Raw genomic sequence first — 24,405 nt, forward strand, 5'->3', positions numbered from 1 at the left:
ACGCCCCGATGCTGATCAAGCGCAAGTCCCAGGACGCCGCCCGCACCCGCCTCGCCGGCCTTGCCGGCGGCCTCACCTCCGGGGTGATGGATCGCCGTACCTTCCTCGCCCGCTCCGGACTCACCGCCGCCGGCGCCATCGCCGTCGGCTCGCTGACGCTCGGCGCCGTGCGCCGCGCCGAGGCGGTCGCCGCGCCGCAACCCGGTGTGGCGATCACCGTGAAGAAGAACTTGTGCACCCATTGCTCGGTGGGCTGCACCATCAGGGCGGAAGTGCAGAACGGCGTCTGGACCGGCCAGGAGCCGGCCTGGGAGAGTCCGATCAACCGCGGCACCCATTGCGCCAAGGGCGCTTCGTCGCGCGAGATCGTCTTCGGCGAGCGCCGCGTGAAATACCCGCTGAAGCTGGTCGGCGGCCAGTGGCAGCGCATCTCGTGGGACCAGGCGTTCAACGAGATCGGCGACAAGATGCTGGAAATCCGCGCCAAGTCGGGCGCCGATTCCGTCTACATGCTGGGCTCGGCCAAGTTCACCAACGAAGCCGCCTATCTCATGCGCAAATTCGCGGCGTTCTGGGGCACCAACAACGTCGACCACCAGGCCCGCATCTGCCACTCGACAACGGTGGCCGGCGTCGCCAACACCTGGGGCTACGGCGCCCAGACCAATTCCTACAACGACATCCGCAATTCCAAGACCATGATCATCATGGGCGGCAATCCCGCCGAGGCGCATCCGGTCTCGCTGCAGCACGTGCTGACCGGCAAGGAGATCAACCGCGCCAACATGATCGTCATCGACCCGCGCATGACCCGCACCGCGGCGCATGCGACGGAATATGTGCGCATCCGCTCCGGCACCGACATTCCGGTGATCTGGGGCATCATGTGGCACATCGTGAAGAACGGCTGGGAGGACAAGGACTTCCTCGCCAAGCGCGTCTACGGCATGTCGGAGGCGCTGAAGGAAGTCGAGAAGTGGGATCCGAAGACGGTCGAGGACGTGACCGGGGTTCCCGGCGCCCAGCTTGAGCGGGTGGCCAAGCTGTTCGCCACCGAGAAGCCCTCGACGCTGATCTGGTGCATGGGCGCCACCCAGCACTCGGTGGGCACCGCCAACGTGCGCGCCTACTGCACGCTGCTGCTGCTCACCGGCAATGTCGGCGCGCAGGGTACCGGCGCCAACATCTTCCGCGGCCATACCAACGTGCAGGGTGCAACCGATCTCGGTCTCGATGTCGGCAACCTGCCGCTCTATTACGGCCTCGTCGAAGGCGCCTGGCGGCACTGGGCCCGCGTCTGGGACGTGCCCTACGACTATTTCGTCTCGCGCTTCGACGACGTGCCGGCCAAGGGCGGCCGCGCCGCGCGCATCGGCAAGCAGAACATGGAGGTGTCGGGCATTCCCTCGACCCGCTGGTTCGACGCGACGCTGCTCCCCGGCGAGCAGGTCGACCAGAAGGACAATATCAAGGCCATGTTCGTCATGGGCCACGGCGGCAACACCATTCCGCGCGTGCCGGGCGCCGTGGAAGGTCTCGGCAAGCTCGACCTCCTGGTGGTGGTCGACCCGCACCCGACCAATTTCGTATCGCTGGGCAATCGTCGCGACGGCACCTACGTCCTGCCGGCCTGTACCAATTTCGAGTGCGACGGCTCGCGGACCGCGTCCAACCGTTCGCTCCAGTGGGGCGAGAAGGTGGTCGAGCCGATCTTCGAATCGGCCAACGACTACTGGATCATGTACAAATTCGCCCAGAAGCTTGGCTTCGCCAACGAGATGTTCAAAAACATCAAGATGGTGAAGGGCAAGTTCGGCGACGAACCGGAGGCCGAATCCCTGCTTCGCGAGATCAATCGCGGCGGCTGGTCGACCGGCTATACCGGCCAGTCTCCCGAGCGCCTCAAGGCGCATATGGCGAACCAGGACAAGTTCGACATCGTCTCGCTGCGCGCGCCGAAGGAACTCGCCGATGTCGGCGGCGACTATTACGGCCTGCCCTGGCCGTGCTGGGGCAATCCGTCGGTGCGGCACCCCGGCACGCACATTCTCTACAACACCAATCTGAGGATGATGGACGGCGGCGGGGCGTTCCGCCCGCGCTTCGGGCTGGAGCGCAATGGCGAGACGCTGCTGGCGCAAAATTCGTGGAACGTCGATTCGCCGATCCAGGACGGCTATCCCGAATTCACCTACGCCATCTTCCAGCGGCTCGGCTGGGACGCCGATCTGACGGCGGAGGAAAAGGCGCAGATCGAGCGTCAGGGCGGCGCCAATCCCGGCGCGGTCAGCTGGGCCACCGACCTGTCGGGCGGCATCCAGCGCGTCTGCCTCGAGAGGAACGTCGTGCCGTTCGGCAACGGCAAGGCGCGTGCCATCGCGTGGAACCTGCCCGATCCGGTGCCGATCCATCGCGAGCCGATCTACACGCCGCGTCCCGATCTTGTCGCCAAATATCCGGCGCGCGCCGACGAGCGGAACCTGCGCATGCCCAACCTGCACACGACCTACCAGAAGGGGGCCGTGGACAAGGGCATCGCCCGCTCGTTCCCGATCATCCTCACCTCCGGCCGTCTGGTCGAATACGAGGGTGGCGGCGAAGAGACCCGCTCCAACAAGTGGCTCGCCGAGCTGCAGCAGGACATGTTCGTGGAGATCAATCCGCGGGATGCCGGCCAGCGCGGCATCGTCGACGGCCAATGGGTCTGGGTGGCCGGCCCCGAGGGCGGCAGGGCCCGCGTCAAGGCGCTGGTCACCGAGCGAGTTGGCCCGGGCGTCGCCTGGATGCCGTTCCATTTCGGCGGCTGGTATCAGGGCGCCGACCAGCGCGGCAACTATCCGCAGGGGACCGATCCAATCGTCCTCGGCGAGAGCGTCAACACGGTGACCACCTACGGCTACGACCCGGTGACGGGCATGCACGAAGGCAAGGCCACGCTCTGCCAGATCCAGGCGGCGTGAGAGGGAGGACCGATCCATGGCCCGCATGAAGTTCCTCTGCGACGCCGATCGTTGCATCGAATGCAACGCCTGCGTCACCGCCTGCAAGAACGAGCACGACGTGCCCTGGGGCATCAACCGCCGGCGCGTCGTCACCATCAATGACGGCCGGCCCGGCGAGCGCTCCATCTCCATGGCCTGCATGCACTGCACGGATGCGCCCTGCGCCGCCGTGTGCCCGGTGAACTGCTTCTACACCACCGCCGACGCGGTGGTGCTGCATTCCAAGGAGCTGTGCATCGGCTGCGGCTACTGTTTCTACGCCTGCCCGTTCGGCGCGCCGCAATATCCGCGCGTCGGCAATTTCGGCTCGCGCGGCAAGATGGACAAGTGCACCTACTGCGCCGGCGGCCCGCTCGCCGACAACTCGGTGGCCGAATATGCCGCCTACGGCGCCAATCGCCTGGCCGAAGGCAAGCTGCCGCTCTGCGCCGAGATGTGTTCGACCAAGGCGCTGCTCGCCGGCGACAGCGACATGATCGCGACCATCTACAAGGAGCGGGTGCTGAAGCGCGGCTACGGCTCCGGCACCTGGGGCTGGCAAACGGCCTACAAGGAAACCATCGCCATCTGATCCACCGCGACGGAGGTTCGCCACCGTCGCCACTGCATCGTCAATTCCGGGCGGCCGCCGATGCGGACCGTCCCGCAGGGAGGACCACCCGATGCGCTGCTCGCTTCGGTCTCTGGTTGCAGCTTTCGCGGTCGTGCTGGCGCTTTTCGCCGTCGCGCCGGCCTTCGCGCAGCAGCCGTCCTCGGTCAATCCGACCGCTTCATCGGTTCAGGAGCGCCAGCTCATGGACGCGCTCCGGGCCGGCACGCCGGGCACGGGCACCACGCTGCATGGCCGCATCACCATTCCGGACGCCAATGCCAGCAACCTGATTCAGCCGCAGGGCCAGGCCTGGCGCAGCGTCCATCAGGGGCTGATGCACTGGATCGGCGCCATCGCCATCCTCGGCATGCTCGCCCTGCTGGTTCTGTTCTACCTGATCCGCGGCCGCATCCGTATCGAGCATGGCCTCTCCGGTATCCGCATCCTGCGCTTCTCGACCTTGGAGCGGATGATCCACTGGATGGTGGCCGGCTGCTTCATCATTCTCGGCCTGTCGGGCCTCAACGTCACGGTCGGCAAGATTCTGCTGCTGCCGCTGATCGGCGAGGATGCCTTCGCCGCCATGTCGCAATGGGCGAAATACGCCCACAACTATCTGGCATGGCCGTTCATGCTGGGGCTCGCGTGCATGTTCCTGGTGTGGATCGTCCACAACATTCCCTCGCGCCTCGACCTCGACTGGATCCGTCGCGGCGGCGGGCTCGTCGGCAGCGATCATCCGCCCGCCCGCAAGTTCAACGCCGGCCAGAAAGGCATCTTCTGGACGGTGATGATCGGCGGCGCGGCTCTGTCGGTGTCCGGCATCTACCTGCTGTTCCCGTTCGCCTCCGGCGGCGTCCTCGCGATGCAGTTCTGGAACATCGTCCACGGCATTGCCGGGGTCCTGCTGATCGCCGTCATCCTCGCCCATGTCTATATCGGCACGGTTGGCATGGAGGGCGCCTCGGAAGCCATGACGTCAGGCGAAGTGGACCTCAACTGGGCCAAAGAGCACCACTCGCTCTGGGTCGAGGAGGAGGTCGCCAAGGGCACCATGCACCCCCACGCCGTCGGTCAGCCGGCCGAATAGGCCGCGAGCGACCATCGTTTCGACCAGGCGCCCGGCCCCGGCCGGGCGTTTGCATTTGGAGCTGGCGACTTGCGGCCGCCGCGATGGCGTGGCGCTACGCCTGCCGGATCGACAGATGCGCGATGACGGCGCCGTGGTCCGACACGACGCGATCGCTCGCGTCGGGCGGACGGCCGGCATCCTTGTCGGTCAGATGATCGTTGACGTTATTGACGTAGACGAGCGACCCGATCGGAGCGCGCTCGGGAATCCCGTAGCGCTCCCTCAGGAGCGTGTCGGCGGCGTCCAGCGCAGTGAGGTCGCGCGACAGGAGAATGTGGTCGATCGTGGCGTAATCGCCGCCGAATATGTGGGTGAAGAACACGTCCCGTCGGGCCCGTTCCTGAAACAGCGCGGCCGCGTCAAGGAAGCGGACCTTTTCGAAGCGCGCCACCGCGCTCGCCATGGCGGCATTGTCGTAGGGCTGACCCGTCACCGGGTTCAGCTTATCCCTTGGCTTGAGGAAACTGAAGCGCAGCGTGTCGCCTCGGATGATCTGCGTCGACACGGCTTCGGGCGTGTCGTTGAGGTCTCCGGCGACGATGACGGTTCGTCCCTCGCGTTCGATCCAATCAACCACCAGACGCCGCGCGGCAGCCGCCTCGGCCAGCCGCTGGACCGACGAGCGGAGCAGCCCGATGGGGGGAGAGCGTGGGTCCAGGTCAGGCAGAATGTCCTCCGGCGCAAAGTCGATCGTTGCGCCATCGACGGTCATCGAGGCCGTCTTGGGATAGGCGGGCCGCTTGGACTTCATGTGCAGGCCGCAGATGCGGATGGTCCGGCCGGCAATGTCGATGTCCGCGACGACAGGCGCCCGTTCGAACTCCACGACCCGGACGACCAGCTTCGAGCCGTCCTTCTCGGGATCGCCAATCTCGACCGGCGCCGGCATTGTGCTGGGCATCGGAACTTTCCGGGCGACAATCCCGGCCCGGGCAAGCAACCATACCCGCGGCGTGTTGGTGCGCGTCTGATCGCTCTCGATCAGGCTGAAACCCGGAGCCATGCCGGCCTCCGCGATGACTTCGCGGAGCAGGCCGCCATCCCAGACCTCCTGAAAAACCCAGACATCCGCCCGGTAGCTTCTCAGGATGTTGGCGAATGCCGCCTTCTTCCTGCGGACCTGTTCATCGGTCCATTTCTCGCCGGGATAGAATTCGACGCCGGCGCGGGCCAGATTCTCCAGATTGAAGGTCCCGACGGCGAAAGGTCTCGAAGCACCGGCGGCATGATTGGATTCCACGGTCGGCGTGTGCGACATGACTGGGTCCCCTGAGCCGATGCAATGTGGAGAGGAAATTGAGCTCAGTTGCAACCATGAAGGTGATCGGGCTTGCGGGATGGAGCGGCGCCGGCAAGACGACGCTGCTGGCTGGCGTGATTCCGCTGCTGGTGCGGCGGGGCCTCAGCGTCTCGACGCTGAAACATGCCCACCACGCCTTCGACATCGACCGTCCGGGCAAGGATTCCTACGAACATCGTGCAGCAGGGGCGACCGAGGTCCTGGTCGCGTCGGGCCGGCGTTGGGCGCTCATGCACGAGCTCCGGGACGAGGCCGAGCCCGGCCTCGCTGAACTGCTCCGGCATCTGTCACCCGTCGATCTCGTGATCGTCGAGGGCTTCAAGCGCGAGGCCCATCCGAAGGTCGAAGTGCATCGCGCCGCCAATGGCAAGCCGTGGCTTCATGCCGAGCTGGCCGGTGTCGTCGGCGTCATCGCCGACGACGATCCGAGCGGCTGGGCCGGCCGGCGCGCCCACCTCGACGACCATGCCGCCGCAGCCAATCTGCTTACGGAACTGGCGCTGCCGCTCGGCGACGTCCTGCATCGCCTCGGGACCAGAGCCGCGCTGGCGCAACCGCCGCGCAAGGCGGGCTGATCCCATGGCCCAGCTCTCATCCGACCAGTTCGCCTTCGGCGGTCAGCTTCTCTCCATCGAGGATGCGCTCGAGCGGGTAACGGCCGGGCTCCGGCCCGTCGAGGGGATGGAGGAGGTCGGCCTCATCGATGCCGATGGCCGCATCCTCGGCGAGGCGCTCGTGGCGGCCGTGAGCCTGCCACCCTTCTTCAATTCGGCGGTGGACGGCTATGCGGTCCGCTTCGCCGACCTCTTGCCCGGCAAGGAGACCAGCCTTCCCGTCGGCGCGCGCGTTCCGGCCGGTTCCGAGGCCGGCGCGCTGGTCGCGGGACAGGCGGTCCGCATCTTCACCGGCGCGCCCATGCCGGCGGGCTGCGACACGGTCTTCATGCAGGAGGACGTACGGCTCGACGGCGACCGCGTCCTGCTGCCGCCAGGCCTGAAGCCCGGGGCCAATTGCCGCCCGGCGGGCGAGGATCTGATGGCGGGGTCGCTTGCCCTCGCGGCCGGCCGGACCATGACGCCCGAGACCATCGCGCTTGCCGCCGCGCTCGGAGTGACCCGCCTTGCCGTGCGCCGCCGGGTGCGCGTTGCCGTCTTCTCGACAGGGAACGAGATCGTCTCGCCCGGCCAGCCACTCGGAATCGCCCAGCTTTACGATTCCAACCGTTTCACCCTCCAGGCGCTGCTGCGCCGGCTGGGTGTCGACGTCACCGATCTCGGCATCCTCCGCGACGAGCCTGGCGTCATCGAGGCGGCGCTCCGGGGTGCCGCCGCAGGGCACGACCTGATCCTCACCTCGGGCGGCGTCTCCACCGGCGAGGAGGATCACGTCAAGGCGGCGGTGGAGGCGGTCGGCAGCCTTGCCTTCTGGCGGCTCGCCATCAAGCCGGGACGGCCGGTGGCGATGGGTGTCATCCCCTCTGCGAACGGCGAGGCGGCGGCCTTTATCGGCCTGCCGGGCAATCCGGTCGCCGTCTTCGTCACCTTCGCCCACGTGGTGCGACCGTTTCTCGCGGTGCTGGCGGGCGGCCGACCGGCGGTGCCCATGGCGTTGCCGGTCCGCGCGGCCTTCGCCTACGCCAAGAAGGCGGGCCGCCGCGAATATGTCCGCGTTGCCCTGCGGCGCGCGCCGGACGGAACGATGGAGGCGATGAAGCATCCGCGCGACGGCGCCGGCGTCATCACCTCGCTGACCGAGACGGACGGGCTGGTGGAACTGCCGGAGAGCGTCGAGACGGTGACACCCGGCGATCAGGTCGCCTTTCTCGGCTACTCGCTGCTGCGCTGACCGTCAGGCGCCAGGATATTGCGCTAGAATCGCCTCGGCCTCGCCGAGATCCTCGGGCCGATTGGCATTGAAGAAGGGGTCGAAGGGTTCGAGCGGCCAGACGGCCTCGGCAATGCCATGCCGCGCCGTCCAGCGGTCGATCTTGCGGATATCCTCGACTACCAGCGCGTGCCGCAGCTCGGCCGCCAGCGCGACGGGCCAGAGGCCGACGACAGGGTGTGTCTGGTCGCCCGACCGGGCGCAGGCGAGTGGGGTTCCGGCCGCATGACGGGCGGCATGCAGCCCGACGACGAGATCAGCCGGAAGAAAGGGCGAGTCCGTCGGAATCGAGACGACCCAGCCGATGCCAGGGCGATTTTCCCTCGCCCAGTCGAGCGCGGCAAGAATGCCGGCCAGCGGCCCGGCGAAGCCCTCCACGGTATCGGCGACCACCGGCAGGCCCGTGGCCGCGAAACGTTCGAGGTCGCCATTGGCATTGAGGATCAGACCGTCGCATTGCGGCGCCAGCCGGTCGATGGCGCGGTCGAGTAGCGTGCGGCCGCCGATGGCGCGCATCGGCTTGTCGCCGCCGCCCATGCGGCGGGCGAGGCCACCGGCGAGCAGCACGCCGAGCGTCGGCGGATGGGCGACGTCTTTCATGCGTCAGTCCTCGGCGCCCTTGCGACGGTGGCGGGCACTCTCTTCCTCGACGAAGCTGAGATCCTGATCGAAGACGATGCGGTCCTCGCCCGATAGCGCCACGAAGCGCTTGCCCTTGGCGCGGCCGATCAGGGTCAGGCCGCACTGGCGCGCCAGCTGCACGCCCCAGGCCGTGAAGCCCGAGCGCGAGACGAGAATCGGGATTCCCATGCGGACGGTCTTGATGACCATCTCCGAGGTCAGCCGCCCGGTCGTGTAGAAGATCTTGTCCGCGCCACTCTCGCCGTGGCGGAACATCCAGCCGGCGATCTTGTCCACCGCATTGTGGCGGCCGACATCCTCCATATAGACCAGCGGCCTGTCCTCGCGGCACAGCACGCAGCCGTGGATGGCGCCGGCCTCCAGATAAAGCGAGGGCATGGTGTTGATGGCGTGGGTGAGCCGGTAAAGCCAGGACGTGCGGAACTCTGCCTTCGGCAGTTCGATCTCCGACAGCGCTTCCATCAGGTCGCCGAAGGCCGTGCCCTGCGCGCAGCCCGACGTCTGGGTGCGCTTGCGAAGCTTCTCCTCGAAATTGGTATGCGCTTCGGTGCGCACCACCACCACTTCGAGATCCTCGTCATAATCGACGCCCGTCACCACGTCGGACGGCTTGAGCATGTTCTGATTCAGCAGGTAGCCGATGGCGAGATAGTCGGGATAGTCGCCGATCGTCATCATCGTGACGATCTCCTGCGCGTTCAGATAGAGCGTCAGGGGACGCTCCACGGTCACCGACGTTTCCAGCCGCTCGCCCTTCTCGTTCACGCCCGACACCTTCTCGGTCAGGCGCGGATCGGAGGGGTCGGGAACGATGAGAGGAGCGCTGGCGGGCATGGCATCGCAAACGGGGACGGGTCCGCCTGATTAGCACGGCGGCGGGGCGCTGTGCCAATCGGGCGGCGTTCCGTTCCTACTCGCGCGGCAGGCCCGGGGCGGCGAAACCATGTTTCGCCAGGATGCGCTGCCCCGCCGGCGAGAGAATCATCAGCGCCAGCCGGTAGGCCGCGGGCGAAGCCTCGTTCATCACGGTCAGACCGTAGTCGGCGCCCACCGCCAGTTCGGCGGGCAGGGGCACCGCACGGATGCCGGGCTGCTCCCGCGCGATGGGCCCGGCATTGGTGCAGTAGGCAAGAAACAGATCCGCCTTCCCCTCCGCGATGACATGACCATAGGTGTTGCGGCCCGCCGGCACCGGCGCGCTGTTCGACCGACCGGTGAGGTTCAGCGCCTTGCCCTCCAGCGCCGCGCGGGAACCCCGCCGCACCGCCTCGGCGCGGACGAAGACCTGATAGGCATAGTCGCCGGCAGGATCGGCGCGTGGCGTGGAGGTGCCGAGCTTCACGGCGGGGTCAAGCATCCGGTCGAGCAGGTTTGCGCTCGTCACCTCCAGCCCCGGCCTGACGAAGGCGCAGAGCTCATTGCGGGCGAAGAGCACGACCGGGCCGGCCTTGCCGCCGCTCGCCAGCGACTGCGGGTGCGCCATGTTGGCGGAGGCGAAGACCTCCGCCCGCTCGCCACCCGCAATGGCGTCGCGGATCAGGCCGGAGGGCCGGTAGACCTGCGCGACTTTCGTTCCGCCCCCTGCCTCGAAGGCTTGCGCCACCTCGGTCAACGCACCGCGCAGGCTGCCGGCCGCATGCAGCAGGACCGGATCGGCGGCGAGTACGGGCTGGCCCGTCACGGCCAGCGCCAGTGCGACGATGAGCCCGCGCATGTCATGCCCCGCTGTCGGTCGCGTTGGGGAAGAACAGCTGCTGGCCGCCGACCTTGTAGTCGGCAATGGCCTTCTGGCCATCGGGGCTCACCACCCAGTCGATGAAGGCCTGTGCGTCGGCCTGTTTCACATGGGCATGACGCTGCGGACTGACCAGCATGATGCCGTACTGGTTGAACAGGCGCTTGTCGCCCTCCACGAGGATGTCGAGGTCGCCGCGGTTGCGGAACGACAGCCAGGTGCCGCGATCGGCGAGGACGTATGCGTTCATGCCGCCGGCCGTGTTGAGCGCCGCGCCCATGCCCTGGCCGATCTCGCGGTACCAGCTGCCGCGCGTGACCGCGAGGTCGATGCCGGCGTCGCGCCAGAGCGCCAGTTCCGCCTGATGGGTGCCCGAGCGGTCGCCGCGCGAGACGAAGGGCGCGGCCATGGTCTGGATCGCCCTGAGCGCCGCGACGATGTCCCGCGAACCCTTGATGCCGGCAGGATCGCTCTTCGGGCCGATCAGCACGAAGTCGTTGTACATGACGGGACGGCGCGGGCCGCCATGTCCGTCAGCGACGAACTTGTCCTCGGCCGCGCGTGCGTGCACGAAGACGACGTCCGCATCGCCCCGCCGGCCGGTGTCGAGCGCCTGGCCCGTGCCCTGGCTGATGACCCGCACCTCGATGCCGGCCTTGGCCTTGAAGAGCGGCAGGATGTGGTTGAACAGGCCGGAATCGACCGTCGATGTGGTCGAGGCGACGGTGATGAAGCGGGTGCCCGCCGGTGCGGCCGTGGTGGCGGAGGGGCGCGAATCCTGTGCCGCCGCGGCAGCGCCCAGAACCAGAAGCGCCGCTCCGGCCGCCATCAGATGTCTCTTCGTCAGCATCGGTCTCTCCTTGGGGTTTCGTTGGCTACCAGACGAGGTCGCCGGCGACGAAGGCGCGTGCCTCCGCGCTCGCCGGCGCCTCGAAAAAGGCAGATGTCGGCGCGTCCTCGACGAGACGGCCTTGGTTGAGGAACAGCACGCGGTCGGCAAGCCGGCGCACCTGGCCCATGTCGTGGCTGGCCATGACGAGGGTGACGCCCTCCGCCTTGAGCGCCAGAAGCATCTCCTCGACCTGCCGCGTCGCACCGGGATCGAGCTGTGAGGTCGGCTCGTCGAGGAACAGCACTTCGGGCGCCATGGCCCAGGCACGGGCGATGGCCAGCCGCTGCTGCTCGCCGCCCGACATCAGGCGCGCCGGACGGGCCGCGAGCGCCGTCATGCCGAAGCGCTCGAGCGCCGCATCGCAGCGCTCGGCCCGGTCGCTGCGCGACAGGCCGATGGCGGCAAGGGCATGGAGGATGTTGGCGCGCGCCGAGCGGCGCAGCATGACCGGTTTCTGGAACACCATCGCATGGCGCTTCAGCCCGCCGACAATGCCGTCGCCGGCCGCCCAGCCGATGCGACCGGCGGACGGACGCATCAGACCGTGGCACATCCGCAGGGTCAGCGACTTTCCCGAGCCGTTCGGTCCGATGAGCGCCGTAAGGCCGCCGCGCGGCACCTCGAAACGGACTGTGTCGAGCAGGCGCTTGCCGCCTGCCTCGAAGGTCAGGCCCCCCACGGACAACGGCAGGATCGAGGTGGTGTCGCGCATCGCCGTCATCCCGCGAAGCGCGCGCCGACGCGGCTCGCCGCATAGGTGACGGCGTTGATGCCGAGCGTCAGGGCGATGAGGACGATACCGAGGCCGAGTGCCAGCGGCAGGTCGCCCTTCGAGGTTTCGAGCGCGATGGCCGTCGTCATGGTGCGCGTGTAGCCGGCAATGTTGCCGCCGACGATGAGGACCGCGCCGACCTCGGCGCTGGCCCGGCCGAAGCCGGCGAGGATCGCCGTCGCGAGGGCGAAGCGGCCGTCCCAGAGCAGCGTCGGGATGGCGCGGACACCCGTCAGGCCGAGCGAGGCGAGGTGCTCGCGATACTCGCCATGCAAGTCCTCGATGAGCTGGCGGGTGATGGCGATGACGATCGGCAGGACCAGAAGCGTCTGCGCAGCCACCATGGCGGCCGGCGTGAACAGAAGACCGAGCGAGCCGAGCGGCCCCGAGCGCGACAGGACGAGAAAGACGATGAGCCCGGCGACAACCGGCGGCAGGCCCATCAGGCCATTGACCAGCACGACGACGGCGCCGCGTCCCGGAAAGCGCGCCAGTGCCAGCAGCGCGCCGAGGGGCAGTCCGATCAACGCCGCCAGGACCACGGCCGACAGCGTCACCGTCAGCGACAGGGCGACAATGGCGTAGAAGGCGGGATCGCCGCCGAGCACGAGCCCGAAGGCGGCCGAGAGAGCCTGAGTGACGTCCAAGAGATCCAAGCCACGGCTGGTGCCAGATTTCTTGCGGACATTACGAATTCGATCTATTCGTGTGCAAATATGGAATTTGTGCAACTCAATGCCACCATATGCAGGATGACACTTATCTGACGACTGAAGAAACGGCGCTCTACCTGCGGCTCAAGGAGCGCAAGCTCTACGAACTGGTGGCGCAGGGCGCGATCCCCTGCGCGAAGGTCACCGGCAAATGGCTGTTTCCGCGCGCCGCGCTCGACCGCTGGATCGCCGCGGGCATGGCGCAGCCGGAAGGCTTCGTGGCGGAAGCCCCGCCTGCGATCATCGGCGGCAGCCACGACCCGCTGCTGGAATGGGCGGCGCGCCAGTCGGGATCGGGATTCGCGCTGCTCGCGGAAGGCTCGGAGACCGGCCTCGACCGGCTGGAGCGCAACGAGGTCGCGGCGGCAGCTATTCATCTTCATGGGCAAGGCGACGGCGAAACGGCCAATCTCGCCGGTGTCTCGGCTCGCGCGGGACTGCACGACGCGGTGGTGATCGCGTTCTGCCGCCGGGAGCAGGGCCTTCTCGTGGCGCCGGGCAACCCGTTGGCGCTGGGATCGCTCGATGATGCGGCCCGCCGTGGCGCGCGGGTCGGGCTGAGACCGGCCGGCGCCGGGGCGCAACTCCTTCTCGACATGCTGGCCGTGCGCGCCGGCTGCGGGATCGATGGCCTCAACCGCGTTGCCTCGCCCTATCCGACTGGACCGGACCTGGCCCTCGGCCTGCGCGGCGGCGAGATCGACTGCGGTATCGCGACCCGGGCCGTCGCCGACCTGCACGGTGTCGGCTTCGTGCCGCTGCTATGGGAGCGCTTCGACCTCGTCCTGCGGCGGCGGACGTTCTTCGAACCCGCCGCACAGAAGCTCTTCGCGCTGGTACGGCAACCCGCGTTCGGCAAGCGCGCTGGCGTTCTCGGCGGCTATGACATCGCCGACGCTGGCAACGTCCGGCTCAACCGCTAGGATCGGCGGCCTTTCCCGATGAGCGCCATGGTCCCCCGCACCGTCCTCACGCCACTGTCAGACGCACTTGCCCTGCTGCTGGCTGCACTGCCGGCCCCCCAGCCGCAGGTCCTGCCGCTGGAGGCAGCGGCCGGGCTGGTTTCGGCCGCGACCATTCTGGCCTCCGACCCCATACCGGCCCACGCCATCGCGCAGAGACGCGGCGTGGCGGTCACGGCTTCCGAACTGGTCGGGGCATCGCCCTATGCGCCGGTGATGCTGTCGATCCCGCCGAAGCCCGTCCTGCCGGGCGATGCCTTGCCGCCTTCGCGCGATGCCGTCCTGCCGCCGGACGCGGTGAACGCGGACGGGCCCTTTCACGAGATCGGGCAGCCGGCCTATCCCGGCGAAGGCGCGGTCCTTCCCGGCGCCGATCTCAGCGCCGGATCGGCCATCGTCCGCGCGGGCGAAACGCTGACGCCAGCCATTCTGCTGGCGCTCCGGCTCGCGGGGATCGACGAGGCGTCGGTGCTCGCACCCGCCGTCGCCGTGACATGGGCGGACGGCGAGGCCAACGCATCGCCGGATATCGAATGGCTGCGCGCTGCCCTGTCCGCCGCGGGCTGCCGCCTGGTCGCGGCGAGCGCGGCGGAGCTGGTCGTCCGGGTCGCGCGGGATATCGACGCAGCGACGGCCAGCTGGTCCACGACGCGCATTTCCGGGCTTGCGCTCAACCCTGGCGGCGAGACCGCCATCGATGCCGGCGCGGCGCGGCCGATAGTCGCCGTCGCGCCGCGTTTCGACGCCATGGTCGGCGTTTTCCTTGGCGTGCTGCTGCCATTCATCGCGGCTAGAACCGGGCGCAGGCTGCGCGGCGTCACCCGGCCGCTGACGCGCAAGCTTGTCTCGCAGGTTGGTTTCACCGACATTGCGCTTCTGCGCGACACGGCCGACGGCTACGAGCCGCTGTCCACCGGCAGGGCGCCGCTCGCGGCCCTGCTGGCCGCCGACGCGGCGGCGATCATCGATCCCGGCAGCGAGGGCGCCGCAGCCGGCATGCTCCTCGACGCCACCCCGCTCCGAGAACCCCTCGAACCGCAATGAACCCCTCTGCCGCCGTCGTCCAGGACCAGTTTCTGAAAGTGCTGTCGCGCGAGGAGGCGGTGGCCCGTTTTCGTGCTGCACTTCGTTTGCAGCCGCTCGGCGCGGAGACGGTCGGGCTCGATCGGCTCGCCGGCCGCACACTGGCCGCGACGCTCGCCGCGCCGGTCGATGCACCGCCCTTCGACCGTTCGGTCGTGGACGGTTTCGCGATCCGCGCGGCGGATATCGCAGGCGCCAGCGAGACCGGGCCGGTATGGCTTGCGCTCAATGGCGAGACCATCGCCTGCGGCACGGAGCCGCGTCTTGTCGTCTCCGCCGGCCATGCCACGCCGATCGCGACCGGCGGCCCCATCCCGCGCGGCGCGGACGCGGTGGTGATGATCGAGCACACCCGGTTCGAGGCCGATGCGGGGTTGGCAGTGACGCGCCCGGTCGGGCCGGGGCAGAACATCGCCTTTGCCGGATCGGACATCGCGCGCGGCGAGACGCTGCTGAGGCGCGGAACGGTCATCGGCGCGCGCGAGATCGGCATGCTGGCCGCCGTCGGCGCGGACAACGCCTCGGTCTGGCGCAAGCCGCGCGTCGCCGTGATCTCGACCGGCGACGAGCTGGTGCCGCCCGGAACACCGCTGCGCCCAGCTGCGATCTACGATTCCAACGGCCCCATCGTCGCTGCCGCCCTCGAGGAAAACGGCTGCGTCGCGGTGCGCTTCGGTGCCATACCCGACGATGCCGCCTTGCTGGAGGCGACAATCCGCGAGGCGCATGCCGCCTGCGACGCCGTCATCCTCTCCGGCGGCACCTCCAAGGGCGCGGGCGACCTTACCTACCGGATGGTCGAGACGCTGGGCGAGCCGGGCATCGTCGCGCATGGCGTCGCGCTGAAGCCGGGCAAACCGCTCTGCCTCGCGGTCTGCGACGGCAAGCCGGTGGTCATTCTGCCGGGCTTCCCCACCTCCGCGATGTTCACCTTCCACGACATCGTCGCGCCGGTCCTGCGCATTCTCGCGGGGCTCGCCGAGCGCCCGGAGGTGACGGTCGACGCGCGCGTTCCGGTCCGCATCCCATCCGACCTCGGCCGCACCGAATTCGTCATGGTGGCGCTGTCCCGGGATCCGGACGGCGCGGTCGCCTTTCCGATCGGCAAGGGATCCGGCGCGGTCACGGCGTTCAGCCAGGCGGACGGGTTCCTGACCATCGACGCCCTCGCCGAAGCCTTGCCCGCCGGCAGCGCCGCTTCCGTGACACTGTTCGCGCCGCATGTGGCGATGCCGACCCTATCGATCGCGGGAAGCCATTGCGTCGGGCTCGACGCTGTCATCTCGGCTCTCGCCGACCGGGGCGTCACCGCCCGCTCGCTCGCCCTTGGCAGTCTCGGTGGCCTCGCGGCGCTGAAGCGGGGCGAATGCGACATCGCGCCGATCCATCTGCTCGATCCCGCCTCCGGCCTCTACAACACGCCGTTCCTGTCCGCGACGATGCGCCTCGTGCCGGGCTGGCGGCGCATGCAGGGGCTGGTTCATCGCCCCGGCGACAGCCGGTTCGCGGGCGCGACGTCGCCGGCCGAGGCGCTCGCCGTGGCGCTCGCCGATTCCGACTGCCTGATGGTCAACCGAAACCAGGGAGCCGGGACGCGCGTGCTGATTGACGGGCTGCTCGGCGGACAGCAGCCGCCCGGCTACTGGAACCAGCCCCGCTCGCACAATGCGGTGGTCGCGGCCATTGCGCAGGAACGGGCCGACTGGGGGATCGCCATCGCGCCGGCCGCGGCCGCGCTGAACCTCGCCTTCATCCCGCTCGCCGAAGAGCACTATGATTTTGCCGTGGCGCGCGAGGCGCAGAACCCTGCCGTCGTCCTGTTCGAGGCAGCTGTCGGAGAAGCCGGCGATGCCCTGCGGGCGCTGGGCTTCACGCCGGCCACGGGCAACTAGCCGACATCGCCCGCAGCCCGACCGCAGAACGGGCCCGCGAGGCTGGGCGACGCCAGCCTCGCGGCAATGCACCCGACGGGGTCAGCCGAGACGCGCGCCTCGCAGGCGGAGCGAGTTGCCGATGACGCTGACCGAGGACAGCGCCATCGCCGCCGCCGCGATCATCGGCGACAGCAGCAGGCCGAAGGCCGGATAGAGGATACCGGCAGCGACGGGAACGCCCAGCGCATTGTAGGCGAAGGCAAAGAACAGGTTCTGGCGGATATTGCTCATGGCCGTGGCCGAGAGCCGGCGCGCGCGAACCAGACCCATCAGATCGCCCTTGAGGAGCGTGATGCCGGCGCTCTCCATGGCAACGTCGGTGCCGGTGCCCATGGCGATGCCGACATCGGCCGTCGCGAGGGCCGGAGCGTCGTTGACACCGTCGCCGGCCATGGCGACCACCCGGCCCTGCTGGCGATAGCGCGCCACGACATCGGCCTTGCCGTCCGGCAGGACGTCGGCCTCGACATCGTCGATGTCGAGTTGGCGAGCCACCGCCAGGGCGGTCGTGCGGTTGTCGCCGGTGAGCATGACGATCCGCAGGCCTTCGGCGCGCAGTTCCGCCAGCGCCTGAGGCGTCGTCGGCTTGACCGGGTCGGCGATGGCGACGAGGCCGGCGGGCGCGCCGTTCACCGCAACGAAGATCACGGTGGCGCCGTCACCCCTGAGACTGTCGGCCTGGGCGGCGAGGCTGGCGGTCGCAACGCCCTGTTCGGCGAGGAACTTCGCATTGCCAAGCAGCACGCGCTTGCCGACAATGACGCCAATGACACCCTTGCCGGTGGGCGAGTCGAAATCGGTGACCGGCCGGGTCGCGATACCCCGCTTCTGCGCGGCCTCGACGATCGCCATGGCGAGCGGGTGCTCGCTCGGCTTCTCGGCGCTCGCGGCAATCGCCAGCAGCTCCGCCTCGTCGAACCCGCCGGCGGGAACCAGGGACGTGACCGCCGGCCGGCCGGCTGTGAGCGTGCCGGTCTTGTCGATGATCAGCGTGTCGACCTTCTCCATCCGCTCCAGCGCCTCGGCGTCACGGATCAGGACACCGGCCTGCGCGCCACGGCCGACACCCACCATGATCGACATCGGCGTCGCGAGGCCGAGCGCGCAGGGGCAAGCGATGATCAGCACGGCCACGGCAGCGACGAGCCCGTAGGCGAATTGCGGCGATGGTCCGAACATGTACCAGGCGAAGAACGCGACGACGGCGACGAGCATGACGCCCGGCACGAACCAGGCGGAAACCTGGTCGGCCAGGCGCTGGATCGGCGCGCGCGACCGCTGCGCGCTGGCGACCAGCTGGACGATCTGCGACAGCATCGTGTCGGAGCCAACCTTCTCCGCGCGGATCACCAGTGCACCCGACTGGTTGAGCGTGCCGCCAATGACCTTCTCATTGACGGTCTTGGTGACAGGCATGGATTCGCCGGTGACCAGCGATTCATCGACCGCCGAGCGGCCTTCCACGACGACGCCGTCGAGCGGCACCTTCTCGCCGGGGCGGACGCGAACCATGTCGCCGACCTGCAGCGCATCAACCGGCACTTCATCCTCGCTGCCGTCCTCGCGGATGCGCTTGGCGGTCTTGGGTGCAAGGTCGAGCAGCGCGCGGATGGCGCCGCTGGTGCTGTCGCGCGCCTTGAGCTCCAGCACCTGTCCGAGAAGCACCAGCACGGTGATCACGGCCGCCGCCTCAAAATAGACCGCGACCGAGCCGTCATGGCCGCGGAAGGCCGACGGGAACAGCCCCGGCACCGCGGTGGCGACGATGCTGTAGGTCCAGGCGACGCCGGTGCCGATGGCGATCAGCGTGAACATGTTGAGGTTGCAGCTGACGACGGACGCCCAGCCCCGTTCGAAGAACGGCCAGCCGGCCCACAGGACGACGGGGGTTGCGAGCGCCAGCTGCCACCAATTGGAGGTCTGGCCGCTGATCGTGTGATCGAGGCCCAAAAGATGCCGCCCCATCTCGAGGAAGAAGACGGGGACAGTCAGAACGAGGCCGATCCAGAACCGCCGCGTCATGTCGGCGAGCTCGGGATTGGGGCCTGAATCGGCGGTGACGAGAAGCGGCTCCAGCGCCATGCCGCAGATGGGACAGCTTCCCGGCCCGATTTGCCGCACCTCGGGGTGCATCGGGCAGGTGTAGACGGCGCCTTCCGGCACGTCCTCGGCCTTGGCCGGCGCGGGGTTCAGATACTTCTGCGGGTCTGCCTCGAACTTGGTCTTGCACCCCGCCGAGCAGAAGAAGTGGTCGTGACCCTCGTGGGTGGTGCGATGCTTGGCGGTCGCCGGATCGACCGTCATGCCGCATACGGGGTCCTTGACCTTGCCGGCATCGGCAGCCGCGCCGGGCCCGTGATGGCGATGATGATCGTGGTGGCCGCCATGGCCATGTCCGCCGCCGCAGCAGGAGCCGTTCGGCGTGGCGTGATCGTGTGCGCTCATGATGTTCTACCTCTCTTGACGGACACCCTAGGCCTTCCCATCATTGGAAGGTCAAGAGGGTTGTGACCATGAATATCGGGCAGGCGGCAAAGCGTTCCGGCGTCTCGGCGAAAATGATCCGGTACTACGAGTCGATCGGCCTCGTGCCGTCTGCGGATCGTCTGGAAAGCGGCTATCGGGACTATGCCGAGGACGACGTGCATCGGCTGGTTTTCGTCAGGCGCGCCCGCGACCTGGGCTTCTCGATCCCGCGCATCCAGGATCTGCTGGAGCTCTGGGGCAATACCGGCCGCAGCAACGACGAGGTGCGCGCGCTCGCCGCGTCCCATGTCTCGGAGCTTGAGGCGCAGGCGAGGAAGATCACGGGCATGATCGGCACGCTGCGAGGGCTGATGACCTCCTGCGAACGCGCCGGCCACCGGGCGCATTGCCCGATCATGGATGAACTCGCCGACCATCACAGCCCACCCCTGGCCCGGCCCGGGGCGAAGGCGCGCGTCGCTGCCGGCCGGTAAGAAAACGATACGCGCGCGGCAGGTTCCGAAACCGACGGGACAACCGGGCGAGATGCCGCCAGCCTACAAGCTCCATCGTCCATAGCGGACGTATGGAGACCAAGATGAAGCACATTGCTTCTGCCGCTTTCGCCCTCGCCCTGTTCCCGCCGCTCGCGCAGGCGGACCCCTATCCCACCACCCTGAGCCAGGAGGAGCAGGAGCGCCACGAGTTCCTCGACGTGCAGCAGGGCCGCCCCAGCGGCCTGGAGCGATCGTTCGGCGGCCATTTCGGTGTTCCGCGCGCCGACCGCCAGTCGGTCCGGCGGCTCGAGGAGCGGCAGGGCCCGGCTCCGGACTCCACCGCTTCGATCCGCCGGCCGGCTCGCTGACCGACCGGTTAGCATGTCGAGGGGCCGCGCCGCACCGCGCGGCCCTTATCGCACCTGCTTCTGGTCGCCGAGATAGGTGGCGAACACCGACGTCCGCTCGCCCGAGAACAGGACGACATCGTAGCGGTCGGGCTCGGCGCCGGGGGCTTCCATGCCGGGCGAGCCGACCGGCATGCGCGGAACCGCCAGACCGCTCGCCTGCGGGCGAGTTTCCAGAAGCCGCTTCACCTCCGCCGCCGGGACGTGACCCTCGAGGACATAGCCGCCGATCTGCGCCGTGTGACACGAACGGAGGGCGGGCGGCACGCCCAGCTCCGTCTTCCTGCGGTTCATCAGCGGGTCGATGCGGACATCCGCCTCGAAGCCCGCCGCCTTCATATGCTCCACCCAGGCACCGCAGCACTCGCAATTCTCGTCGCGGAACACGACCAGCGCGCGGGCATTCGCCCAGGCGGGCCCATTGACCAGCAGCGTGCCGGCGGCTGCGACGAACAGGCGTCTCGACATGAAATCCATTGCCGTTCCTCCAAATACCGATGGCCCGCGACACGAGCCGCGGGCCTGTGACGGTGAATCATGACCCCGCTGGTCAGCGGGCGCGCTGGATACGCGTGACCGTGATGCTGCCGTTGACGCGCGAGGCCTCGAAGGTGACGCGATCCCCCTGCCTGACCTGCTGCAGCATGGCCGGATCGGCCACGCGGAACACCATGGTCATGGGGTCCATGTCGAGATTGGGGATCGCGCCGTGCTTTAATGTGATCCGGCCGCGATCGGTCTCGATCTTCACGACCTCGCCGTTGATCGACTGGGCCGAGGCGACGGACAGGCTCGCCGCCAGCATGGCGCCGGCAAGGCCGAGGGTCGAAGCGATCTTCATGTGCGTTCTCCTTGCTGCTCGCTCTAGCGAACGGTGATGCGGCCGTGCATGCCGGCTTCGTAGTGACCGGGGATCAGGCAGGCGTATTCGAAGACGCCGCTATGGGTGAATTTCCAGACGATTTCGCCGACCTTGGCGGACTCGACACGCACCGCGTTCGGGTCGGCATGTTCCATGTCCGGATTGGCCTGCATCTGCACCTTGTGGCGTTGATTTCCCTCAAGCGTGTCGATGACCATCTCGTGCTCGAGCGCGCCTGAATTGCGGACGATGAAACGGACGGTGTCGCCGCGGTTGATGGTGACCTGCGGCGGGGTGAACAGCATGCGGCCGTTCTGTTCGATCATCCGAATCTCGATGGTCTTGTTGACCTGGGCGCGGTTTCCAGCTTCGCCGGCCGCGTCGGGTCCGTGGGCCATGGTCGCGGTGGAGATCAGCATGCCGGCGGCGGCGGCCATGAGCCGGGGAAAGTGGGTCAAGGAAGGGCTCCGTTGCTAGTGGTTCGAGTGGTGTCCGCCGCCGCCATTGCCGCGGCGGGCACGGCGGGCGGCGCGATCGAGGACGCGGGCGGTCGGCTCGGGTCCGGGCGGCGCGGCGGCGCGAGCGGGCGCGGGCGGCGGCGCGCCCTTCCATTCGTAGGAAACGGTGCCGGGCGGGTGCTGGTACCAGCCGGGATCCTTGTAGTCGCCGGCCGCAATGCCCTCACGGACCTTCACCGTCGTGAACATGCCGCCCATCTCGACCGGCCCGAACGGTCCGTCGCCGGTCATCATCGGCAGAGTGTTGGCCGGCAGCGGCATCTCCATCGAGCCCATCTCGCCCATGCCCGCGCTGCCCATCGGCATGAAGCCGGGAACGATGTTGCGGATCGCCCGCGAGACCTGGTGCTGATCGACGCCGATCATTGTCCGCACGTCATGGCCCATGGGCCCCATCGTGTGGTGCGCCTTGTGGCAGTGGAGCGCCCAGTCGCCTTCATGAACGGCGTGGAATTCATAGGCCCGCATGGCGCCGACCGGCACGTCGATCGTGACCTCGGGCCAGCGCGCCTCCGGCCTCACCCAGCCGCCATCCGTGCAGGTGACCTCGAAGTCGTAGCCATGCATGTGAATGGGGTGGTTGGTCATGGTGAGGTTGCCGACGCGCACCCGGACGCGGTCGCTCTTGCGCACCACGAGCGGGTCCAGCCCCGGCCATGTGCGGCTGTTGATGCACCACAGATTGAAGTCGGTCATGGTCGCGACCTTCGGCACGTAGGTGCCGGGATCGATGTCGTAGGACTGCAGCAGGAAGACGAAGTCGCGATCGACGCGATGCAGGGCGGGATCGCGGGGATGGACGACGAAGAAGCCCATCATGCCCATCGCCATCTGGACCATTTCGTCCGAATGCGGGTGGTACATGAACGTGCCGCTCTTCTGGAGCTGGAACTCGTAGACGAAGGTCTTGCCGGCAGGGATATGCGGCTGGGTCAGGCCACCGACGCCGTCCATGCCGTTCGGCAGGATCTGGCCGTGCCAGTGGACGGCCGTGCTTTCCGGCAGCCGGTTGGTGACGAAGATGCGGACCTTGTCGCCTTCCACCGCCTCGATAGTCGGGCCCGGGCTCTGGCCGTTATAGCCCCACAGATGCGCTTTCATCCCCGGAGCGATCTCGCGCACCACGGGCTCGGCGACCAGGTGAAATTCCTTCCAGTCGCCGTTCATGCGGAACGGCAGGGTCCAGCCGTTCAGCGTCACCACGGGCTGGTAGTCGGGCCCGGTGGAGGGCGTCAGAGGCGGCTGCGTCTGCGGGCTGTCCATCGTGGCGAGATCCGGCAGGCTCGCGACCTGGGCGTGGCCGCTGACCTGGGTGGCGCCGACCAGAGCGAGGCCGGCGCCGGCGCGGCTCATGAATCCTCGGCGGGAAACTGACATCGGCTTTCTCCTAATGACCGGCCGCGCCGCCAGCGCCGGCAACGGCAGCCGCGCTGGCGCCTTCGGCACCTCCGCCGCCCGCTCCGGCGCCCCCGATGACCACCAGCTGGAGGTCGGTGGCGGCTATCCAGAAATCGCGGCGGGCCTCGATGGCGGTCGCATTGGCGGCAATACGCGCGCGCGCCTCCTGCAGCAGTGGGAAGACGTCGGTCAGCATGGCGTTGTAGCGAAGCAGGCTCTCGTCAGCGATGATCTGGCGCAGCGGCAGAATCTGACCCTGATAATGCCGGGCGAAATCGTAGGAGCCGCGATAGCGCTGATAGGCCTCGCGCGCCTCGGAGCGCACATTGACCGCCTTCTCGATCAGCCGGTTGACCGAGCGCAGATAGCCCTCGCGCGCCTCACGGATTCGGCCTTCGCCGAGGTCGAGCGGGATCTGGAATTCCAGTTCCAGGCCGGAGACGCGCGTGCGCTCGATCTCCTGATGCCGATCCTGGACCAGGTTGCCGTTGTCGAGGCGATAGGTGGTTTCGGTGACCGGCGAGCGCTCGTTGTTGAGGATGCCGCGGACTTCGAGGACGTTGAGGAACCGCGACCATTGCGTCAGGTCGAATTGCCGGCCGACGCCATCGATCTCAAGCCTCGCAATACGCAGGTCGATGCGCTTGTTCAGCGCCTCGCGCTCGATGTTCTCGCGCGCGAGCGCGCGGGCGGGGAGACCGGGCAACTGGCCCGGCAGCTTGAGGTCCGCGACATTGCTCCACAAGCCGAGCTGGCGGACGAGCCGCTCGCGATCCGCGCGCTCCTGCAGGCGCGCCCGCGCGAGCTGTGCGGTGACGTCCGCATAGAAGACGTGCTCGCGGGCCTGATCGAGGCGGTTGACCGCCCCGGTCTCGCCGAGACGCTTGAACAGCTCGGACGCCGTTCGGGCCGCCGACTGGGCCTGGGTGAGAGCCGCCACCAGCTGGCGCGACGCGACGGCGCGGTAATAGGTGCGGCGGGTCGCGCCGGCGAGGCGCAGGGTCTCCTCGGCCGCGCGCAGCTGCGCCTGGGTGAAGCGCGCTTCCGCTATCGCCCGGCGCTGCGGCAGGGTCGCGAGGCCGAGGATGTTGACCAGCAGCTGCCGCTCGATCTCCAGCGTGCCGCCGGTACTCACCAGCCGCGCCAGCGACAGCGTCGGGCTGGGCGGCAAGCCCGCCTGCACGTACTGAACCTCGGCAATGCCGAGATCGTTATAGGCGGCCTGCAGTCCACGGTTGTTGAGCAGGGCGATCTGCACCGCCGCATCGGCGGACAGCGACGATCGAAGCAGCAGACGGACACGCTCATTGGCACGCGCCACGTCCTCGGGGCCGCGCAGTCGCACCGTGTCCTGACGCAGTTCGCGCGATGCGGTCTCGCGCGCGACGCTCAGCCCACCGTCAGGGGAGTAGGTGGCGCACCCGCCAAGCGCCAGAATCATCGCGCCGCCGAGCGAGTTGCGGACAGCCCGCGACAACACGGGAGCGGATGCGGGGGAGAATGCCGTGGCCATGATCGTCACCGCGCCTGAGAACCGGACGGAGCGACGCTCTGATTGCTCCGACGCCAGTCCACGGGGCCCACGGGGCGGTAGGGCGTGAAGCCCCTCACGAC

The 24,405-nt window shown here is 68.4% G+C and carries 23 protein-coding genes; 10 read left to right on the plus strand and 13 right to left on the minus strand.

The window, feature by feature from the left end:
• The first annotated feature begins 8 nt into the window (after window positions 1-8).
• The 3 genes from JNK84_RS10275 (at window position 9) to JNK84_RS10285 (ending at window position 4,684) form a co-directional block, all read left to right on the plus strand.
• Window positions 9-2,960, plus strand: coding sequence for a formate dehydrogenase subunit alpha (locus tag JNK84_RS10275; RefSeq protein WP_293423728.1), 2,952 nt, complete (start codon window positions 9-11; stop codon window positions 2,958-2,960).
• Between the two features lie 16 nt (window positions 2,961-2,976).
• The gene (fdh3B, locus tag JNK84_RS10280) at window positions 2,977-3,573 is read left to right on the plus strand and encodes a formate dehydrogenase FDH3 subunit beta (RefSeq protein ID WP_293423730.1); all 597 of its coding nucleotides are present in this window, start codon (window positions 2,977-2,979) and stop codon (window positions 3,571-3,573) included.
• Between the two features lie 91 nt (window positions 3,574-3,664).
• Window positions 3,665-4,684 (plus strand): formate dehydrogenase subunit gamma, encoded by a 1,020-nt coding sequence (locus JNK84_RS10285; protein WP_293423732.1) that lies wholly within the window; start codon window positions 3,665-3,667, stop codon window positions 4,682-4,684.
• Between the two features lie 94 nt (window positions 4,685-4,778).
• On the opposite strand, the gene JNK84_RS10290 is transcribed toward JNK84_RS10285, so the two are convergent.
• Entirely contained in the window at window positions 4,779-5,984 is a 1,206-nt protein-coding gene (locus JNK84_RS10290; protein ID WP_293423734.1) for an endonuclease/exonuclease/phosphatase family protein, read from the minus strand.
• Window positions 5,985-6,040: 56 nt separating this feature from the next.
• Between JNK84_RS10290 and mobB the strand changes: the two genes are divergently transcribed.
• Window positions 6,041-6,601, plus strand: coding sequence for a molybdopterin-guanine dinucleotide biosynthesis protein B (gene mobB / locus JNK84_RS10295; RefSeq protein ID WP_293423791.1), 561 nt, complete (start codon window positions 6,041-6,043; stop codon window positions 6,599-6,601).
• Window positions 6,602-6,605: 4 nt separating this feature from the next.
• On the plus strand, window positions 6,606-7,871 hold the full coding sequence (locus JNK84_RS10300) for a molybdopterin molybdotransferase MoeA (protein WP_293423736.1): 1,266 nt from the start codon (window positions 6,606-6,608) through the stop codon (window positions 7,869-7,871).
• 3 nt (window positions 7,872-7,874) lie between these two features.
• Here the strand turns inward: JNK84_RS10300 and mobA are convergent, their stop codons facing one another.
• The 6 genes from mobA to JNK84_RS10330 all read right to left on the minus strand — a co-directional run bounded on the left by mobA (window position 7,875) and on the right by JNK84_RS10330 (window position 12,607).
• Entirely contained in the window at window positions 7,875-8,510 is a 636-nt protein-coding gene (gene mobA, locus JNK84_RS10305; protein ID WP_293423738.1) for a molybdenum cofactor guanylyltransferase MobA, read from the minus strand.
• 3 nt (window positions 8,511-8,513) lie between these two features.
• The gene (locus tag JNK84_RS10310) at window positions 8,514-9,386 is read right to left on the minus strand and encodes a formate dehydrogenase accessory sulfurtransferase FdhD (protein ID WP_293423740.1); all 873 of its coding nucleotides are present in this window, start codon (window positions 9,384-9,386) and stop codon (window positions 8,514-8,516) included.
• Between the two features lie 76 nt (window positions 9,387-9,462).
• The gene (locus tag JNK84_RS10315; protein WP_293423742.1) at window positions 9,463-10,266 is read right to left on the minus strand and encodes a molybdate ABC transporter substrate-binding protein; all 804 of its coding nucleotides are present in this window, start codon (window positions 10,264-10,266) and stop codon (window positions 9,463-9,465) included.
• Between the two features lies 1 nt (window position 10,267).
• Window positions 10,268-11,137 carry a substrate-binding domain-containing protein gene (locus JNK84_RS10320; protein WP_293423744.1) on the minus strand — a complete coding sequence of 290 codons (870 nt, stop codon included), beginning with the start codon at window positions 11,135-11,137 and terminating at the stop codon, window positions 10,268-10,270.
• 25 nt (window positions 11,138-11,162) lie between these two features.
• Window positions 11,163-11,891, minus strand: coding sequence for an ATP-binding cassette domain-containing protein (locus JNK84_RS10325; RefSeq protein WP_293423746.1), 729 nt, complete (start codon window positions 11,889-11,891; stop codon window positions 11,163-11,165).
• A gap of 5 nt (window positions 11,892-11,896) precedes the next feature.
• Window positions 11,897-12,607 (minus strand): ABC transporter permease, encoded by a 711-nt coding sequence (locus JNK84_RS10330; protein ID WP_293423748.1) that lies wholly within the window; start codon window positions 12,605-12,607, stop codon window positions 11,897-11,899.
• Window positions 12,608-12,696: 89 nt separating this feature from the next.
• Between JNK84_RS10330 and JNK84_RS10335 the strand changes: the two genes are divergently transcribed.
• From JNK84_RS10335 to JNK84_RS10345, 3 genes are read left to right on the plus strand one after another with little or no spacing between them, the layout of a single operon-like run.
• On the plus strand, window positions 12,697-13,587 hold the full coding sequence (locus JNK84_RS10335) for a helix-turn-helix transcriptional regulator (protein ID WP_293423750.1): 891 nt from the start codon (window positions 12,697-12,699) through the stop codon (window positions 13,585-13,587).
• 27 nt (window positions 13,588-13,614) lie between these two features.
• Window positions 13,615-14,670: a hypothetical protein gene (locus JNK84_RS10340; protein ID WP_293423751.1), complete on the plus strand. Its 1,056-nt coding sequence runs from the start codon at window positions 13,615-13,617 to the stop codon at window positions 14,668-14,670.
• The gene (locus tag JNK84_RS10345) at window positions 14,667-16,601 is read left to right on the plus strand and encodes a molybdopterin biosynthesis protein (RefSeq protein WP_293423753.1); all 1,935 of its coding nucleotides are present in this window, start codon (window positions 14,667-14,669) and stop codon (window positions 16,599-16,601) included. Before JNK84_RS10340 ends, JNK84_RS10345 begins: the two co-directional genes overlap by 4 nt.
• An 81-nt stretch (window positions 16,602-16,682) precedes the next feature.
• Here the strand turns inward: JNK84_RS10345 and JNK84_RS10350 are convergent, their stop codons facing one another.
• Window positions 16,683-19,088 (minus strand): heavy metal translocating P-type ATPase, encoded by a 2,406-nt coding sequence (locus tag JNK84_RS10350; protein ID WP_293423755.1) that lies wholly within the window; start codon window positions 19,086-19,088, stop codon window positions 16,683-16,685.
• 68 nt (window positions 19,089-19,156) lie between these two features.
• Here JNK84_RS10350 and JNK84_RS10355 point away from each other — a divergent pair, with 68 nt between their 5' ends.
• Window positions 19,157-19,603 carry a MerR family transcriptional regulator gene (locus JNK84_RS10355; protein ID WP_293423757.1) on the plus strand — a complete coding sequence of 149 codons (447 nt, stop codon included), beginning with the start codon at window positions 19,157-19,159 and terminating at the stop codon, window positions 19,601-19,603.
• 104 nt (window positions 19,604-19,707) lie between these two features.
• A complete protein-coding gene (locus JNK84_RS10360) occupies window positions 19,708-19,974 on the plus strand; it encodes a hypothetical protein (RefSeq protein WP_293423759.1) in 267 nt (88 codons plus the stop codon).
• Between the two features lie 45 nt (window positions 19,975-20,019).
• On the opposite strand, the gene JNK84_RS10365 is transcribed toward JNK84_RS10360, so the two are convergent.
• From JNK84_RS10365 to JNK84_RS10385, 5 genes are all read right to left on the minus strand, one after another.
• Window positions 20,020-20,481: a DUF411 domain-containing protein gene (locus JNK84_RS10365; RefSeq protein ID WP_293423761.1), complete on the minus strand. Its 462-nt coding sequence runs from the start codon at window positions 20,479-20,481 to the stop codon at window positions 20,020-20,022.
• A gap of 82 nt (window positions 20,482-20,563) precedes the next feature.
• Window positions 20,564-20,854 (minus strand): copper-binding protein, encoded by a 291-nt coding sequence (locus JNK84_RS10370; RefSeq protein WP_293423763.1) that lies wholly within the window; start codon window positions 20,852-20,854, stop codon window positions 20,564-20,566.
• A 23-nt stretch (window positions 20,855-20,877) separates the two neighbouring features.
• Complete coding sequence (locus tag JNK84_RS10375; protein WP_293423765.1) at window positions 20,878-21,333, minus strand: cupredoxin domain-containing protein; 456 nt, start codon at window positions 21,331-21,333, stop codon at window positions 20,878-20,880.
• Window positions 21,334-21,348: 15 nt separating this feature from the next.
• Window positions 21,349-22,770 (minus strand): multicopper oxidase family protein, encoded by a 1,422-nt coding sequence (locus JNK84_RS10380; RefSeq protein WP_293423767.1) that lies wholly within the window; start codon window positions 22,768-22,770, stop codon window positions 21,349-21,351.
• Window positions 22,771-22,780: 10 nt separating this feature from the next.
• Window positions 22,781-24,304, minus strand: a complete 1,524-nt coding sequence (locus tag JNK84_RS10385; RefSeq protein WP_293423769.1) for a TolC family protein — start codon at window positions 24,302-24,304, stop codon at window positions 22,781-22,783.
• Window positions 24,305-24,405 lie beyond the last annotated feature (101 nt).

The sequence above is a fragment of the Phreatobacter sp. genome (assembly GCF_016793595.1).
Lineage (GTDB): Bacteria > Pseudomonadota > Alphaproteobacteria > Rhizobiales > Phreatobacteraceae > Phreatobacter.

Bases quoted from the DNA above. Each gene is read 5' to 3' on its own strand.
- JNK84_RS10275 (WP_293423728.1), top strand. From the start codon at position 9: ATGCTGATCAAGCGCAAGTCCCAGGACGCCGCCCGCACCCGCCTCGCC.
- fdh3B (WP_293423730.1), top strand. From the start codon at position 2,977: ATGGCCCGCATGAAGTTCCTCTGCGACGCCGATCGTTGCATCGAATGC.
- JNK84_RS10285 (WP_293423732.1), top strand. From the start codon at position 3,665: ATGCGCTGCTCGCTTCGGTCTCTGGTTGCAGCTTTCGCGGTCGTGCTG.
- JNK84_RS10290 (WP_293423734.1), bottom strand. From the start codon at position 5,984: ATGTCGCACACGCCGACCGTGGAATCCAATCATGCCGCCGGTGCTTCG.
- mobB (WP_293423791.1), top strand. From the start codon at position 6,041: ATGAAGGTGATCGGGCTTGCGGGATGGAGCGGCGCCGGCAAGACGACG.
- JNK84_RS10300 (WP_293423736.1), top strand. From the start codon at position 6,606: ATGGCCCAGCTCTCATCCGACCAGTTCGCCTTCGGCGGTCAGCTTCTC.
- mobA (WP_293423738.1), bottom strand. From the start codon at position 8,510: ATGAAAGACGTCGCCCATCCGCCGACGCTCGGCGTGCTGCTCGCCGGT.
- JNK84_RS10310 (WP_293423740.1), bottom strand. From the start codon at position 9,386: ATGCCCGCCAGCGCTCCTCTCATCGTTCCCGACCCCTCCGATCCGCGC.
- JNK84_RS10315 (WP_293423742.1), bottom strand. From the start codon at position 10,266: ATGCGCGGGCTCATCGTCGCACTGGCGCTGGCCGTGACGGGCCAGCCC.
- JNK84_RS10320 (WP_293423744.1), bottom strand. From the start codon at position 11,137: ATGCTGACGAAGAGACATCTGATGGCGGCCGGAGCGGCGCTTCTGGTT.
- JNK84_RS10325 (WP_293423746.1), bottom strand. From the start codon at position 11,891: ATGCGCGACACCACCTCGATCCTGCCGTTGTCCGTGGGGGGCCTGACC.
- JNK84_RS10335 (WP_293423750.1), top strand. From the start codon at position 12,697: ATGCAGGATGACACTTATCTGACGACTGAAGAAACGGCGCTCTACCTG.
- JNK84_RS10340 (WP_293423751.1), top strand. From the start codon at position 13,615: ATGGTCCCCCGCACCGTCCTCACGCCACTGTCAGACGCACTTGCCCTG.
- JNK84_RS10345 (WP_293423753.1), top strand. From the start codon at position 14,667: ATGAACCCCTCTGCCGCCGTCGTCCAGGACCAGTTTCTGAAAGTGCTG.
- JNK84_RS10350 (WP_293423755.1), bottom strand. From the start codon at position 19,088: ATGAGCGCACACGATCACGCCACGCCGAACGGCTCCTGCTGCGGCGGC.
- JNK84_RS10355 (WP_293423757.1), top strand. From the start codon at position 19,157: ATGAATATCGGGCAGGCGGCAAAGCGTTCCGGCGTCTCGGCGAAAATG.
- JNK84_RS10360 (WP_293423759.1), top strand. From the start codon at position 19,708: ATGAAGCACATTGCTTCTGCCGCTTTCGCCCTCGCCCTGTTCCCGCCG.
- JNK84_RS10365 (WP_293423761.1), bottom strand. From the start codon at position 20,481: ATGTCGAGACGCCTGTTCGTCGCAGCCGCCGGCACGCTGCTGGTCAAT.
- JNK84_RS10370 (WP_293423763.1), bottom strand. From the start codon at position 20,854: ATGAAGATCGCTTCGACCCTCGGCCTTGCCGGCGCCATGCTGGCGGCG.
- JNK84_RS10380 (WP_293423767.1), bottom strand. From the start codon at position 22,770: ATGTCAGTTTCCCGCCGAGGATTCATGAGCCGCGCCGGCGCCGGCCTC.
- JNK84_RS10385 (WP_293423769.1), bottom strand. From the start codon at position 24,304: ATGGCCACGGCATTCTCCCCCGCATCCGCTCCCGTGTTGTCGCGGGCT.